This is a genomic window from Variovorax paradoxus (assembly GCF_009755665.1).
GTDB classification, from domain to species: domain Bacteria; phylum Pseudomonadota; class Gammaproteobacteria; order Burkholderiales; family Burkholderiaceae_C; genus Variovorax; species Variovorax paradoxus_G.
Map to the genome: position 1 here is coordinate 939,037 of NZ_CP046622.1, position 13,329 is coordinate 952,365.

12 protein-coding genes are annotated in these 13,329 nt (G+C 66.6%); 10 read left to right on the top strand and 2 right to left on the bottom strand.

Translation table 11 applies throughout. The features are described 5' to 3' along the window. The 10 genes from murD (at nucleotide 1) to GOQ09_RS26085 (ending at nucleotide 11,726) form a co-directional block, all read left to right on the top strand. A complete protein-coding gene (gene murD / locus GOQ09_RS04350; RefSeq protein ID WP_157612043.1) occupies nucleotides 1–2,190 on the top strand; it encodes a UDP-N-acetylmuramoyl-L-alanine--D-glutamate ligase in 2,190 nt (729 codons plus the stop codon). Continuing rightward, the gene (gene ftsW / locus GOQ09_RS04355; RefSeq protein WP_157612044.1) at nucleotides 2,187–3,485 is read left to right on the top strand and encodes a putative lipid II flippase FtsW; all 1,299 of its coding nucleotides are present in this window, start codon (nucleotides 2,187–2,189) and stop codon (nucleotides 3,483–3,485) included. The genes murD and ftsW overlap by 4 nt, the downstream gene beginning before the upstream one ends. After that, nucleotides 3,482–4,546 carry an undecaprenyldiphospho-muramoylpentapeptide beta-N-acetylglucosaminyltransferase gene (murG, locus tag GOQ09_RS04360; RefSeq protein ID WP_157612045.1) on the top strand — a complete coding sequence of 355 codons (1,065 nt, stop codon included), beginning with the start codon at nucleotides 3,482–3,484 and terminating at the stop codon, nucleotides 4,544–4,546. Before ftsW ends, murG begins: the two co-directional genes overlap by 4 nt. After that, nucleotides 4,543–5,985 carry a UDP-N-acetylmuramate--L-alanine ligase gene (gene murC, locus GOQ09_RS04365; protein WP_157612046.1) on the top strand — a complete coding sequence of 481 codons (1,443 nt, stop codon included), beginning with the start codon at nucleotides 4,543–4,545 and terminating at the stop codon, nucleotides 5,983–5,985. The genes murG and murC overlap by 4 nt, the downstream gene beginning before the upstream one ends. Next, the gene (locus tag GOQ09_RS04370) at nucleotides 5,982–6,953 is read left to right on the top strand and encodes a D-alanine--D-alanine ligase (RefSeq protein WP_157612047.1); all 972 of its coding nucleotides are present in this window, start codon (nucleotides 5,982–5,984) and stop codon (nucleotides 6,951–6,953) included. Before murC ends, GOQ09_RS04370 begins: the two co-directional genes overlap by 4 nt. Before the next feature lie 2 nt (nucleotides 6,954–6,955). Continuing rightward, on the top strand, nucleotides 6,956–7,744 hold the full coding sequence (locus GOQ09_RS04375; protein ID WP_157612048.1) for a cell division protein FtsQ/DivIB: 789 nt from the start codon (nucleotides 6,956–6,958) through the stop codon (nucleotides 7,742–7,744). Between the two features lie 23 nt (nucleotides 7,745–7,767). After that, entirely contained in the window at nucleotides 7,768–8,997 is a 1,230-nt protein-coding gene (gene ftsA / locus GOQ09_RS04380; protein WP_007832444.1) for a cell division protein FtsA, read from the top strand. Between the two features lie 170 nt (nucleotides 8,998–9,167). Next, nucleotides 9,168–10,388: a cell division protein FtsZ gene (gene ftsZ, locus GOQ09_RS04385; RefSeq protein WP_157612049.1), complete on the top strand. Its 1,221-nt coding sequence runs from the start codon at nucleotides 9,168–9,170 to the stop codon at nucleotides 10,386–10,388. A gap of 202 nt (nucleotides 10,389–10,590) precedes the next feature. After that, a complete protein-coding gene (gene lpxC / locus GOQ09_RS04390; RefSeq protein WP_165442063.1) occupies nucleotides 10,591–11,514 on the top strand; it encodes a UDP-3-O-acyl-N-acetylglucosamine deacetylase in 924 nt (307 codons plus the stop codon). Between the two features lie 35 nt (nucleotides 11,515–11,549). Further along, nucleotides 11,550–11,726: a hypothetical protein gene (locus GOQ09_RS26085; protein ID WP_165442064.1), complete on the top strand. Its 177-nt coding sequence runs from the start codon at nucleotides 11,550–11,552 to the stop codon at nucleotides 11,724–11,726. Between the two features lie 52 nt (nucleotides 11,727–11,778). On the opposite strand, the gene ruvC is transcribed toward GOQ09_RS26085, so the two are convergent. After that, on the bottom strand, nucleotides 11,779–12,327 hold the full coding sequence (ruvC, locus tag GOQ09_RS04395) for a crossover junction endodeoxyribonuclease RuvC (protein WP_157612051.1): 549 nt from the start codon (nucleotides 12,325–12,327) through the stop codon (nucleotides 11,779–11,781). A 4-nt stretch (nucleotides 12,328–12,331) separates the two neighbouring features. After that, complete coding sequence (locus GOQ09_RS04400; RefSeq protein WP_157612052.1) at nucleotides 12,332–13,321, bottom strand: phosphatidate cytidylyltransferase; 990 nt, start codon at nucleotides 13,319–13,321, stop codon at nucleotides 12,332–12,334. Nucleotides 13,322–13,329 lie beyond the last annotated feature (8 nt).

The window sequence follows — 13,329 nt, forward strand, 5'->3', positions numbered from 1 at the left end:
ATGCGACACCTGAAAGACCTCCCCGTATTGATCCTCGGCCTTGGTGCGTCCGGGCTGGCGATGGCGCGCTGGTGCGCACGCCACGGCGCATTGGTGACCGTGGCCGATACGCGCGAGGCGCCCGCGCTGCTTGCCACGCTGCGGGCGGAACTGCCCGACGTGGCGTTCGTCGGCGGACCGTTCTCGGCCGCGCTGATCGAAGGCACGCCGATCCGGGCCGTCTACCGTTCGCCGGGCCTGTCGCCCGCGACCATCGCTCCGGTTGCCGATGCGGCGCGCGCCGTGGGGCTGCCGGTCGGCGGCGAACTCGATCTCTTTGCGCGTGCGCTGCAGGATCTGCGGACGGTCGAAGTGCCGGTCGTGGAGGCGGAGCCCGAAGCCGAGGCACCAGCCGAAGCCGCGCCGGCCGCGGAACTGCCCGTGGAAGCTGCGGCACCCGAAGCGCAGGCCGAATTGGCCTTGGAGGTTGAACCGCCGGCAGTTGCACCTGTCGAGGCTGAAGCTCCTGAAGTGGCCGAAGTGCCGGAATCGACCGAGCAGGTCGAAGCTGCTGCACCTGCGGAAACGCCTGAAGCTGCAGCGCCTGCTTCGCCAGCAGAAGCGACGAACGCCACCGAAGCGCCGTCGGCACCCGAGCCAGCGGAAGCGCCGGCCGAGCCGGCCACCGAAGGCGAGGCTGCAGCAACCCCCGCGATGGCGGAAGCCATGCCGCGCGATCCCTCGCTGAGCGTTCCTGTTTCGCCGCCTTCGGACGACGCACCGAACGCAGAGACGCAAGAAGCGTCCGCCCCATCGCCGGCGCCCGCCACCGTTTCGAGGCTGCCGAGCACCGGCAAGCCCTACGTGCCTACCGCGGCCCGGGAGGCGGCCGAGTTCGTTGCCAAGATTGCCGAAATCTCCGCTTCCAACCCGGCCTCCGCTGCTGTCGAGGAAGAACCCACGGCCCAGCTTCCCCTGGTGCCGATCGAAGAGCCGCCGGCACCCAAGGGCTACACGCCCGCCGTGCTCGCCATCACCGGCACCAACGGCAAGACCACCGTCACCGCGCTCACGGGTCAGCTCGTCGAACGTGCGGGCAAGACCGTGGCGGTGGCGGGCAACATCGGCCCGACGCTGCTCGACACGCTGGCTTCGCATATCGATGCCGAGACGCTGCCCGACGTGTGGGTGCTCGAACTTTCGAGCTTCCAGCTCGACGGCGTGCAGGGTTTCGAGCCGACGGCCGCAACAGTGCTCAACCTCACGCAGGACCATCTCGACTGGCATGGCGACATGCCCGCGTATGCGTCCGCCAAGGCACGCATCTTCGGTGCACAGGGCCTCATGGTGCTGAACCGCGACGACCCGGGCGTGATGGCGATGCTCCCCGCGCCCGTCAGGGTGAAGCTGCAGCGCCCGCAGATCCGCACGCACATCACCTTCGGCAGCGCGATGCCGCTGCGCCCGGGCGACTACGGCATCGAGCGTGTCAACGGCATGGCCTGGCTGGTGCGCGCGTTGGAAGCCGACGAGACGCAAAAGCGCAAGCGCGGCGCGGTGGTGGAAGAAGAAATTTTCCTTCAACGCCTGATGCCTGCTGACGCCTTGCGCATCCGCGGGCGCCACAACGCCATGAACGCATTGGCGGCGCTTGCGCTCGCCAGTGCCGCCGACTGTCCGCTCGGCCCCATGCTCTACGGCCTGCGCGAATACCGCGGCGAGCCGCATCGGGTCGAGCCAATCGCCCTGGTGGACGATGTCGAGTATTTCGACGACAGCAAGGGCACCAACGTCGGTGCCACGGCCGCCGCCCTGAGCGGCCTGGGCGAAGACCGCCGCGTGGTCGTCATCCTCGGTGGCGAAGGCAAGGGCCAAGACTTCGAGCCGCTGGCAGAGCCGGTGCGCCAGTTTGCGCGCGCCGTGGTGCTCATCGGCCGCGACGCACCGCTGATCGAGCAGGCGCTGGCTTCCACCGGCGTCTCACTGATGCATGCGGGCTCGATGGAAGAGGCCGTGAACCTGGCCACCGCGCGCGCCAACCCCGGCGATGCCGTGCTGCTGTCACCGGCCTGTGCGAGCTTCGACATGTTCAAGGACTACGAACATCGCGCGACGGTGTTCCGCGAGGCCGTGCAGACGCTCGCGGACAACCCGCGCGAGACCACCTCGTCATCGAACGATTCCGACTTTTCCTCGGGAGACCCGGTTTGAACACCACAGCCGCCGGCGCCACGCCCAACGCCAAGCCCACCCGTTTCGGTGGCTGGTTCGGGCGCGCGCGCAGCGGTATCGACGCATTGCCCATGCACCTGCCGGTGCGGCTGGGCGGCGCCGGCATCACGCAGACCAAGGCCACGCCGATGCGTGTGCTGGGCTTCGACCAGGCGCTGGTCTGGGTCACCGTCGCGCTGCTCACCTGGGGCCTGGTGATGGTGTACTCAGCCTCCATTGCACTGCCGGACAACCCGCGCTTCGCGCGCGCGGGCTACGGCCCGGTGTTCTTCCTCACGCGGCATGCGGCGTCGGTGGCGGTGGCGTTCATTGCGGCGCTGCTGGCCTTCCAGATTCCCATGAAGACCTGGGAGCGCTCCGCGCCCTGGCTCTTCGTGGCCTCGCTGCTGCTGCTGGTGGCGGTGCTCATTCCGCACATCGGCATCAACGTGAACGGCGCGCGGCGATGGCTGCCGCTGGGCTTCATGCGCTTTCAGCCGTCCGAGCTCGCCAAGCTCGCAATGGTGCTCTATGCCGCCAGCTACATGGTGCGCAAGATGGAAATCAAGGAGCGCTTCTTCCGCGCGGTGCTGCCGATGGGCATTGCGGTGGTGGTGGTCGGCATGCTGGTGATGGCCGAGCCCGACATGGGCGCCTTCATGGTCATTGCCGTGATCGCCATGGGCATCCTGTTCCTGGGCGGCGTGAACGCGCGCATGTTCTTCGTCATTGCCGCGCTGGTGGTGGTGGCCTTCGGCACCATCGTTGCCACCAGCCCGTGGCGGCGCGAGCGCATCTTTGCGTACCTCGATCCATGGAGCGAGGAGCATGCGCTGGGCAAGGGCTACCAGCTCTCGCACTCGCTCATTGCCATCGGCCGTGGCGAGATCTTCGGCGTGGGGCTGGGCGGCAGCGTCGAAAAGCTGCATTGGCTCCCCGAGGCGCACACCGACTTCCTCTTGGCCGTGATCGGCGAGGAGTTCGGCCTGGTCGGCGTGCTGCTGATCATCGGCCTGTTCCTCTGGTTGACCCGCCGCATCATGCACATCGGCCGGCAAGCGATTGCGCTGGACCGCGTGTTCTCGGGGCTCGTGGCACAGGGCGTGGGCGTGTGGATCGGCTTCCAGGCCTTCATCAACATGGGCGTGAACCTCGGAGCGCTGCCCACCAAGGGGCTGACGCTGCCGCTGATGAGCTTCGGCGGTTCGGCCATCCTGATGAACTTGGTGGCGCTGGCCGTGGTGCTGCGCATCGATTACGAGAATCGTGTGCTGATGCGCGGAGGCCGCATATGACCGCCCGCACCGCACTGGTCATGGCCGGCGGCACCGGCGGCCACATCTTTCCAGGACTCGCGGTGGCCGAGGCCTTGCGCGAGCGCGGCTGGCGCGTGCACTGGCTGGGCGCGCCCGGCAGCATGGAAGAAAAATTGGTGCCGCCGCGCGGCTTTGCCTTCGAGCCGGTTCAGTTTGGCGGCGTGCGTGGCAAGGGGCCGCTCACGCTGTTCCTGCTTCCGCTGCGGCTCCTGCGGGCTTTCTGGCAGAGCCTTGGCGTGGTGCGCCGCGTCAAGCCCGACGTCGTGGTGGGCCTGGGCGGCTACATCACCTTTCCGGGCGGAATGATGAGCGTGCTGCTCAACAAGCCGCTGGTACTGCACGAACAGAATTCGGTTGCCGGCCTCGCCAACAAGGTGCTCGCGGGCGTGGCCGATCGGGTGTTCACGGCGTTTCCCAATGTGCTGAAGAAGGCGCAGTGGGTGGGCAATCCGCTGCGCGCGGCGTTCACGTCGCAACCCGCGCCGGCCGTGCGCTTTGCAGGCCGCAGCGGGCCGCTACGCCTCTTGGTGGTCGGCGGCAGCCTGGGCGCCAAGGCGCTCAATGCCGTGGTGCCGCAGGCGCTCGCGCGCATCGAGCCGGGCACGCGCCCCACGGTGCTGCACCAGAGCGGCGCCAGGCAGATCGACGAGCTGCGCGCCAACTACGCCGCGGCCGGCGTCGAGGGCGAGCTCACGCCGTTCATCGAAGACACCGCGCAGGCCTATGCGGACGCCGACATCATCGTCGCGCGTGCAGGGGCCAGCACCGTCACAGAAATCGCGGCCGTCGGCGCAGCAGCGCTGTTCGTGCCTTTTCCTTCGGCGGTCGACGACCACCAGACCACCAACGCGCGCTTCCTTGTCGATGCGGGCGGCGGCTGGCTGGTGCAGCAGACCGACCTCACACCTGAATTGCTGGCTGACTTGCTACAGAAAACCGAGCGCACCGCGCTGATCGAAAAGGCCACCAAGGCCAAAACCATGCAGAAGACCGAAGCAGTGGAAGCGGTCGTCCGCGCCTGCGAGGAGCTTGCCAAATGAAGCACGCGATTCGTCATATTCACTTCGTGGGCGTCGGCGGCTCGGGCATGAGCGGCATTGCCGAAGTGCTGTTGAACCTGGGCTACCGCATCACGGGCTCCGACCTGGCGGACAGCGCCACGCTGCGCCGGCTCGCGAGCCTGGGCATCGGTACCTTCGTCGGGCATGCGGCCGCGCACATCGAGGGCGCCGACGCGGTCGTGACCTCCACGGCGGTGCAGTCCGACAACCCCGAAGTGCTGGCCGCGCGCGAGAAGCGCATTCCCGTGGTGCCGCGCGCCATGATGCTGGCCGAGCTGATGCGCCTGAAGCAGGGCATCGCGATTGCCGGCACTCACGGCAAGACCACCACCACCAGCCTGGTGGCGAGCGTGCTCGAAGCCGCCGGGCTCGACCCGACCTTCGTGATCGGCGGCCGCCTGAACAGCGCCGGCGCCAATGCGCAGCTCGGCAGCGGCGACTACATCGTGGTGGAGGCCGACGAGTCGGACGCTTCGTTCCTGAACCTGCTGCCCGTGATGGCGGTGGTCACGAACATCGACGCCGACCACATGGAAACCTACGGGCACGACTTCGCGAAGCTCAAGAAGGCGTTCGTCGACTTCCTGCACCGCATGCCGTTCTACGGCGTGGCCATCTTGTGCACCGACGATCCGGCGGTGCGCGACATCGTGGGCGAGGTCACCTGCCCGGTCACCAGCTATGGGTTCGATGAAGGCGCCCAGGTGCGCGCGGTCGACGTGCGTGCCGTGGGCGGGCAAATGCATTTCACGGCGCAGCGGCGTAACGGCGTCACGCTGCCCGACTTGCCCATCGTGCTCAACCTGCCGGGCGAGCACAACGTGCGCAACGCGCTTTCCGTGATCGCGGTGGCGGTGGAGCTAGGTATTCCCGACGAAGCGGTGCAGCGCGGGTTGGCCGGCTTCAAGGGCGTGGGCCGCCGCTTCCAGAGCTATGGCGAGGTGGCCGTGCAGGGGCAGGCCGGCGTGGACGCGCCGGGCACCTTTACCGTGATCGACGACTACGGCCATCACCCGGTCGAAATGGCCGCGACCATTGCCGCCGCACGCGGCGCATTCCCGGACCGCCGGCTGGTGCTGGCCTTCCAGCCGCATCGCTACACCCGCACGCGCGACTGCTTCGAAGACTTCGTCAAGGTCATCGGCAATGCCGACGCGGTGCTGCTGGGCGAGGTGTACGCCGCCGGCGAGCCGCCCATCGTGGCCGCCGACGGCCGCTCGCTGGCGCGCGCCCTGCGCGTGGCAGGCAAGGTGGAGCCGGTTTTCGTGGACGACATCAACGCCATGCCGCAAGCCATTGTGGACAACGCGCGCGCCGGCGACGTGGTGCTTTGCATGGGGGCGGGCTCCATTGGTGCAGTGCCCGGCAAGGTTGTCGAACTTGCCACCGCGGCGAGCGGCGCGGAGGTTACCCAATGACTCTTCAAGATCCAAAGCAATTCGGCAAGGTTGCCGTGCTGTTCGGCGGAAGCTCCGCCGAGCGCGAAATCTCGCTCATGTCGGGCGGCGGCGTGCTCGAGGCGCTGCGCTCGCGCGGCGTCGATGCGCATGCCTTCGATCCGTCGGAGCGCGATCTGGTCGAGCTTCGTCGCGACGGCTTCGCGCGCTGCTTCATCGCGCTGCACGGGCGGCATGGCGAAGACGGCACGGTGCAGGGGGCGCTCGAGCTGCTCGGCATTCCCTACACCGGCTCGGGCGTGATGGCTTCCAGCGTGGCCATGGACAAGGTCATGACCAAGCGCATCTGGCAGGCCGACGGCCTGCCGACGCCGAAATACGTGCGCCTGGCGTTCGACCAGCAAAGCCGCGAACAGATTCGCGCCGTGCCCGACGTGCTGGGCCTGCCGCTGATCGTGAAGCCGCCGCGCGAGGGCTCGTCCATCGGCGTGACCAAGGTAGAGGGCTATTCGCAGATGCAGGACGCCGTGGCGCTTTCGGCCAAATACGACGCCGACGTGCTGTGCGAGGAGTTCATCGAGGGCGAGGAAGTGACCTGTGCCGTGCTCGGCCAGGGGCTCGATGCGCGCGCGCTGCCCGTGGTGCGCATTGCCGCACCCGAAGGCGCCTACGACTACCAGAACAAGTACTTCACCGACGATGTGAAGTACCACTGCCCGAGCGGCCTGCCTGAAGCCGAGGAGCGCGAGATCCAGCGCATCACGCTGGCCGCGTACCACACGCTCGGCTGCCGCGGCTGGGGCCGCGCCGACGTGATGATTCGCGCGAGCGACCGCAAGCCCTTCCTGCTCGAGATGAACACCTCGCCCGGCATGACCAGCCATTCGCTGGTGCCGATGTCGGCGCGCGCATCGGGCATTGCCTACGAAGACCTGTGCCTGCGCGTGCTGGCCTCGGCTTCGCTGGACTCCACGGGAGGAGCGCAATAGCCATGGCCGACAGCATCCCGGCGCCATTCGACGTCAAGCTCATGAACATCGTCTCGAACCTCGCGTTCGCGGTGGTGGCGCTCATGCTGCTTGCGGCGGGCGCATGGTGGGTGCTGCGGCAGCCGTTCTTTCCCATTGCCGGCATCAAGGTCGACGGCGACGTGACGCACAACAATGAAGTGACCCTGCGCGCGAACGTGGCGCCCCAGCTCGCGGGCAATTTCTTCACGGTCGATCTCGCCCGCGCGAGAACGGCCTTCGAGTCTGTGCCCTGGGTGCGCAAGGCAGTGGTGCGGCGCGAGTTTCCCAACAAGCTGCGCGTCACCCTGACCGAGCAGGTGCCCGTGGCCAACTGGGGCGACGAAGCAGGCTCGAAGCTGATCAACAGCTTTGGCGACGTGTTCGAAGCCAACGTGGCCGAGGTGGACGACCGCCTGCCGCGGCTCGATGGTCCCATCGAGCAGGCCGGCCAGGTGCTTGGGATGTACCGCGTGATCGCGCCGATCTTCCAGCCCTACGACTTCAGCGTCGACGAGCTCACGCTTTCGAGCCGGGGCAGCTGGAAGGTGGTGCTGAACAGCGGCGCCGAGATCGAGCTCGGCCGCGGGCAGCCCGAAGAGGTGGCCGCCCGTGCGCAACGTTTCCTGAAAACCGTGACCCAGGTCGCGGGCCAATACCACCGCACCGCGGCGGACATCGAAGGGGCCGATCTGCGCCACAACGATGCCTATGCGTTGCGCCTTCGTGGCGTCACCACGGTCGTTACCGACCCGAAGACCAAGAAGAAGTAAATAGCGAATACCGAGGACATTCAATGCCCAAAGAATACAAAGACCTGGTTGTCGGACTCGACATCGGCACCGCCAAGGTGATGGTGGTGGTGGCCGAGGTGCTGCCCGGCGGCGAACTCAAGCTGGCCGGGCTCGGCATTGCGCCGAGCAATGGCCTGAAGCGCGGCGTGGTGGTGAACATCGACGCCACCGTGCAGAGCATCCAGCAGGCCCTGAAAGAGGCCGAGCTGATGGCCGACTGCAAGATCAGCCGCGTCTACACGGGCATTACCGGCAGCCACATCCGCGGCATCAATTCGAGCGGCATGGTGGCGGTGAAGGACAAGGAAGTAACGCCCGCCGACGTGGCCCGCGTGGTGGAAACCGCGCGCGCCATCAACATCTCGAGCGATCAGCGCCTGTTGCTGGTGGAGCCGCAGGAGTTCGTGATCGACGGGCAGGACGTGAAGGAGCCGATCGGCATGAGCGGCATGCGGCTCGAAGCCAAGGTGCACATCGTGACTGGCGCACAGAGCGCGGCCGAGAACATCATCAAGTGCGTGCGCCGCTGCGGGCTGGAGGTCGACCAGTTGATGCTGAACCCGCTGGCCTCGAGCCAGGCGGTGCTGACCGAGGACGAGCGCGAGCTCGGCGTGGTGCTGGTGGACATCGGCGCCGGCACCACAGACGTTGCAATTTTCACCAACGGCGCGATCCGCCACACGGCCGTGATTCCGATCGCGGGCGACCTGATCACGAGCGACATTGCCATGGCGCTGCGCACGCCCACCAAGGACGCCGAAGACATCAAGGTCGAGAACGGCTATGCCAAGCAGCTCCTGGCGGACCCCGACACGCAGGTGGAGGTGCCCGGCCTCGGCGATCGCGGCCCGCGCATGCTGAGCAAGCAGGCGCTTGCGGGCGTGATCGAGCCGCGCATCGAAGAAATCTTTTCGCTGGTGCAGCAGGTGGTGCGCGAGTCGGGCTACGAAGAGGTGTTGTCGTCGGGCGTGGTGCTCACGGGCGGAAGCGCCGTGATGCCGGGCATGGTCGAGCTCGGCGAAGACATCTTTTTAAAGCCGGTGCGGCGCGGCATTCCCAAGTATTCGAGCGCGCTGTCCGACATGGTCGCGCAGCCGCGCGCCGCCACCGTGATGGGCCTGCTCGAGGAAGCCCGCTTCGCACGCATGCGCGGCTTCAAGGTCGCGCAGAAGAACGGATCGGTAAAGACTGCGTTCGGACGTTTCAAGGACTTCATCGTGGGGAACTTCTGACCATGAATCACTCCCCACTCTGGCTCGCACGCGGCGGTCCTCCCTTGCATTTCAACGAGCGATGGCGGCGCACAGGTCCACCGCCCCGACGACGGCTACGTTGAACTCGTCAAGACACTAGAAAAATTCATAGATACACAACGGCAACTGCAAAATTCAAGGAGTTAGAAATGACCATCGAAATGATCGAAGTCGAAGAATTCAACCAAGGCACTCAGATCAAGGTGATCGGAGTCGGCGGCGGCGGCGGCAATGCCGTCGCGCACATGATGGAGCGCGGCGTGCAGGGCGTTCAGTTCGTCTGCGCCAACACCGACGCGCAGGCGCTCCAGCGCAGCAACGCACACAAGATCATCCAGCTGGGCACCAGCGGCCTGGGCGCCGGCAGCAAGCCCGACAAGGGCCGTGACGCGGCCGAAGCCGCGGTCGACGACATTCGCGCGGCCATCGACGGTGCGCACATGCTGTTCATCACGGCCGGCATGGGCGGCGGCACCGGCACCGGCGCAGCCCCCGTGATCGCACGCGTGGCAAAGGAAATGGGCATTCTCACCGTGGGTGTGGTGACCAAGCCCTTCGACTGGGAAGGCGGCCGCCGCATGACCAACGCCGACGCCGGCCTGGCCGAGCTCGAAGCCAACGTCGACTCGCTGATCGTGGTGCTCAACGAGAAGCTGCTCGACGTGCTGGGCGAGGACATCACCCAGGACGAAGCCTTCGCGCACGCCAACGACGTGCTGAAGAACGCCGTGGGCGGCATCTCGGAAATCATCAACGAGTACGGCGGCGTGAACGTCGACTTCGAAGACGTGCGCACCGTGATGGGCGAGCCGGGCAAGGCCATGATGGGCACCGCAGCCGCTGCCGGCCCGGATCGCGCGCGCATCGCCGCCGAACAGGCCGTGGCTTGCCCGCTGCTCGAAGGCATCGACCTCTCGGGCGCCAAGGGCGTGCTGGTGCTTGTGACCGCGTCGAAGGGTTCGCTGAAGCTGAACGAGTCGAAGCTCGCGATGAACACCATCCGCGCCTACGCCTCGCCCGATGCGCACGTGATCTACGGCGCCGCCTACGACGAGACCCTGGGCGACGAAATGCGCGTGACCGTGGTGGCCACCGGCCTCTCGCGCGCCGACGCACGCCGCCAGGCACCGACGCTCGAAGTGATCCGCACCGGCACCGACAACATCCCGTTCAATGTGCCCACGCTCGGCGGCACGGGCCATGCAGGCCACGGCGGCCACGGCGTGAGCCAGCCCAACTACGACGGCATGGCGGTTCCCAGCGTGTGGCGTACCAATCGCACGATGGCCGCGGCCAAGGTGGACGCGCTGTCTTCGGGCGGCATGGACGACTTCGAGATCCCCGCATTCCTGCGCCGTCAGGCTGACTGAGGCCAGGCCACCGAACGCAGAGGGCACGAAGGTTCGCAAGGGGTACGGGGAAGACCTGAAAGGGACTTCCACCGGCCCTAGGCGCTGCGTTCGCTTCGTGCCCTTTGCGTCCATCGTGGGCGCTTGAATAGAACCTATGTCTATCGATGCCATAGCGAGGGGCATAGGCCGCCACGCGCGCCGGGCGCCTAAAATCACGGGTGTGCTGCAACAAAGAACCCTCAAGTCGATCAGCCGCGCCGTGGGCGTGGGGCTCCACAGCGGACAGCGCGTGGAGCTCACGCTGCGTCCGGCTCCTGCGGACACGGGCATCGTGTTCCGGCGCGTCGACCTGCCCGAGCCGGTCGACATCCGCATGACCGCCGAAGCGGTGACCGACACGCGCCTGGCTTCCACGGTTTCCACCGGCGGAGCGAAGGTGCAGACGGTCGAACACCTGATGTCGGCCTGTGCGGGCCTGGGCATCGACAACCTCTACATCGACATCACGGCCGACGAAGTTCCGATCCTCGACGGATCGGCCTCGTCGTTCGTGTTCTTGCTGCAAAGCGCGGGCATCGAGCTGCAGAAGGCGCCGCGCCGCTTCATTCGCGTAACCCGCAAGGTCGAGGTGCGCGAAGGCGAGGGCGCCAACGAGAAGTGGGCGAGCCTTGAGCCGTACCATGGCTACAAACTGAGCTTCGAGATCGACTTCGACCACCGCGTGGTCAACTCCACCGGCCAGCGCGTGGAGTTCGACCTGGGCAAGGATTCCTACAGCCGCGACATCGCGCGCGCACGCACCTTCGGTTTCACGAAGGAAGTCGAGTACATGCGCAGCAAGGGCCTGGCGCTCGGCGGTGGGCTGGACAACGCCATCGTGATGGACGACACCAAGGTGCTCAATGCCGGCGGGCTGCGCTACGACGACGAGTTCGTGAAGCACAAGATCCTCGACGCGATGGGCGACCTGTACATCATCGGCAAGCCTCTGCTGGCCGCTTACACCGCATTCCGCTCGGGCCACGCGCTCAACAACAAGCTGCTGCGCGAACTGCTCACCCACAGCGACGCTTACGAGATCGTCACCTTCGAAGACGAAAAGCGCGCACCGCGCGGTTTCGGCGAAGTGGCGCGGGCCTGGTAGCAGGCAGGTTCTTCAGTTCCTCGCGCTACCACGCAATGCTTGTCTTCCGCTGGGCCATCCTGCTGCTTCTGCTGGTGGCGGGCGTGTCGTTCGCGTTCTATGCCGGAACAGGGCAGGTCAAGTACCGGCGCTTCGGCTGGATCGTGCTCAAGTGGACGCTGCTTGCGGCGTTCGGCTTCTTTGCGGTGCTGATCGCCGAGCGGGTGGCCTAGCCCGGTAGCCGGCCTGGCTTGCGCCGCGCCATTGATGAGCGCCTGAACGGCGCTATCTCGAGCGGCCTTGCCGGTAGGTGCCGGCATGCGTTTTCGACAGCTCGGCCGCTTCGGCGAGCCGCGCCATCGAGCGGCCCACCTGCGCATGGGTGATGGCGATGCCCAGCGCATCGGCCGCGTCCGCGCCGGGCAGGCCGGGCAGGTCGAGCAGGCGCTTCACCATTTCTTGCACCTGTGCCTTTGCAGCCTGGCCGTGGCCGGCCACGGCCTTCTTCATCTGCAGCGCGGTGTATTCGGCCACCGTGAGCTTGCTGTTCACCAGCGAGGTCACGCAGGCGCCGCGTGCCTGGCCCAGCAGAAGTGTCGATTGCGGGTTGACGTTGACGAAGATGATTTCGACCGCCGAAGCGTCGGGCTGGTAGCGCTCGGCGATTTCGGCGATGCCGTCGAACAGCACCTTGAGGCGCGCCGGCAGGTTGCCGCTGCCCAGGTGCCGGGTGCTGATGGTGCCGCTCGCAACGTAGCGCAGCGCATGGCCGTCCGCATCCACCACGCCGAAGCCAGTGGTCAGGAGGCCGGGGTCGATGCCGAGAATGCGCATGTCGTCAGACGTTGAAGTACCAGCGGATCGAATGAAAGAAGATGGGCGCCGCAAAACACAGTGCGTCCACGCGGTCGAGCAGGCCGTTGGCGCCGGTCACGCCCACGCCTTTCTTGCCCCAGTTGGGAATGCCGCGGTCGCGCTTGAGCGCCTTCATCACCAGGTGGCCCATGGAACCCGCGATGCAGGCGATGAACGAGACGGCAAGCGCCTGGCCGAACTTGAAGGGCGTGATGAACGAGAACAGCGCACCGACCAGGCTGGCCACCACGATGCCGATGCCCCAGCTGGTCCAGTTGAAGCTGCGGCTCACGTTGGGTGCAAAGGGCTTGCGCTGCGAGCGGCGCGAGATCACGTGCTGCACCAGCACCGAAGTCTGCACCACGAACACCAGGAAGAACACGAGAAACGCGCTCTTGCCTTCGTAGCCCGGAAAGCTCAGGAGCAGCAGTGCTGGCACGTGGCTCATGCCGTAGACGCAGATCATGATGCCCCATTGCAGCTTGGCGTTGCGCTCGAGAAAGTGGCTGGGGTCGTTGGCGAGTGCGCTTGCGACCGGAATCGCAAGGAACACGTAGACCGGAATGAAAACGGTGAACAGGTCGAAGCGCGCGGTGGCCACGAGCCAGAACTGGATCGGCAGCACCACGAAGAAGGCCAGGATGAGGCTGCGATGGTCGCCGCGGCGTGTGGGCGAAAGGGTGATGAACTCGCGCAGCGCGAAGAAGGCGATGAGTGCGAACAACACGGTGGCCACGGTTTCGCCCAAGGCCCAGCCAACCCAAAACACGATGACCATGAACCAGGTGGTGCCCAGCAGTTTGCGGTAGTGGGCGAGTTCGGCCTGCCAGGTGGCGTCGTGCACGGGGTTGCGGCGTTCCCTGAAGCTCAGGAAGAGCGCGGTTGTGCTCGCGATCACGAGCAGGCCGAAGACGATGAGGAACAGGGTCGCGACTTGCTGGGTCGGGGTGAGGCTGCGCAGGAACTGGTTCATGTCAGTTC

Bases quoted from the DNA above. Each gene is read 5' to 3' on its own strand.
- ftsZ (WP_157612049.1), top strand. From the start codon at position 9,168: ATGACCATCGAAATGATCGAAGTCGAAGAATTCAACCAAGGCACTCAG.
- GOQ09_RS04400 (WP_157612052.1), bottom strand. From the start codon at position 13,321: ATGAACCAGTTCCTGCGCAGCCTCACCCCGACCCAGCAAGTCGCGACC.
- ftsA (WP_007832444.1), top strand. From the start codon at position 7,768: ATGCCCAAAGAATACAAAGACCTGGTTGTCGGACTCGACATCGGCACC.
- ruvC (WP_157612051.1), bottom strand. From the start codon at position 12,327: ATGCGCATTCTCGGCATCGACCCCGGCCTCCTGACCACTGGCTTCGGC.
- murC (WP_157612046.1), top strand. From the start codon at position 4,543: ATGAAGCACGCGATTCGTCATATTCACTTCGTGGGCGTCGGCGGCTCG.
- GOQ09_RS04370 (WP_157612047.1), top strand. From the start codon at position 5,982: ATGACTCTTCAAGATCCAAAGCAATTCGGCAAGGTTGCCGTGCTGTTC.
- GOQ09_RS26085 (WP_165442064.1), top strand. From the start codon at position 11,550: ATGCTTGTCTTCCGCTGGGCCATCCTGCTGCTTCTGCTGGTGGCGGGC.
- murD (WP_157612043.1), top strand. From the start codon at position 1: ATGCGACACCTGAAAGACCTCCCCGTATTGATCCTCGGCCTTGGTGCG.
- GOQ09_RS04375 (WP_157612048.1), top strand. From the start codon at position 6,956: ATGGCCGACAGCATCCCGGCGCCATTCGACGTCAAGCTCATGAACATC.
- murG (WP_157612045.1), top strand. From the start codon at position 3,482: ATGACCGCCCGCACCGCACTGGTCATGGCCGGCGGCACCGGCGGCCAC.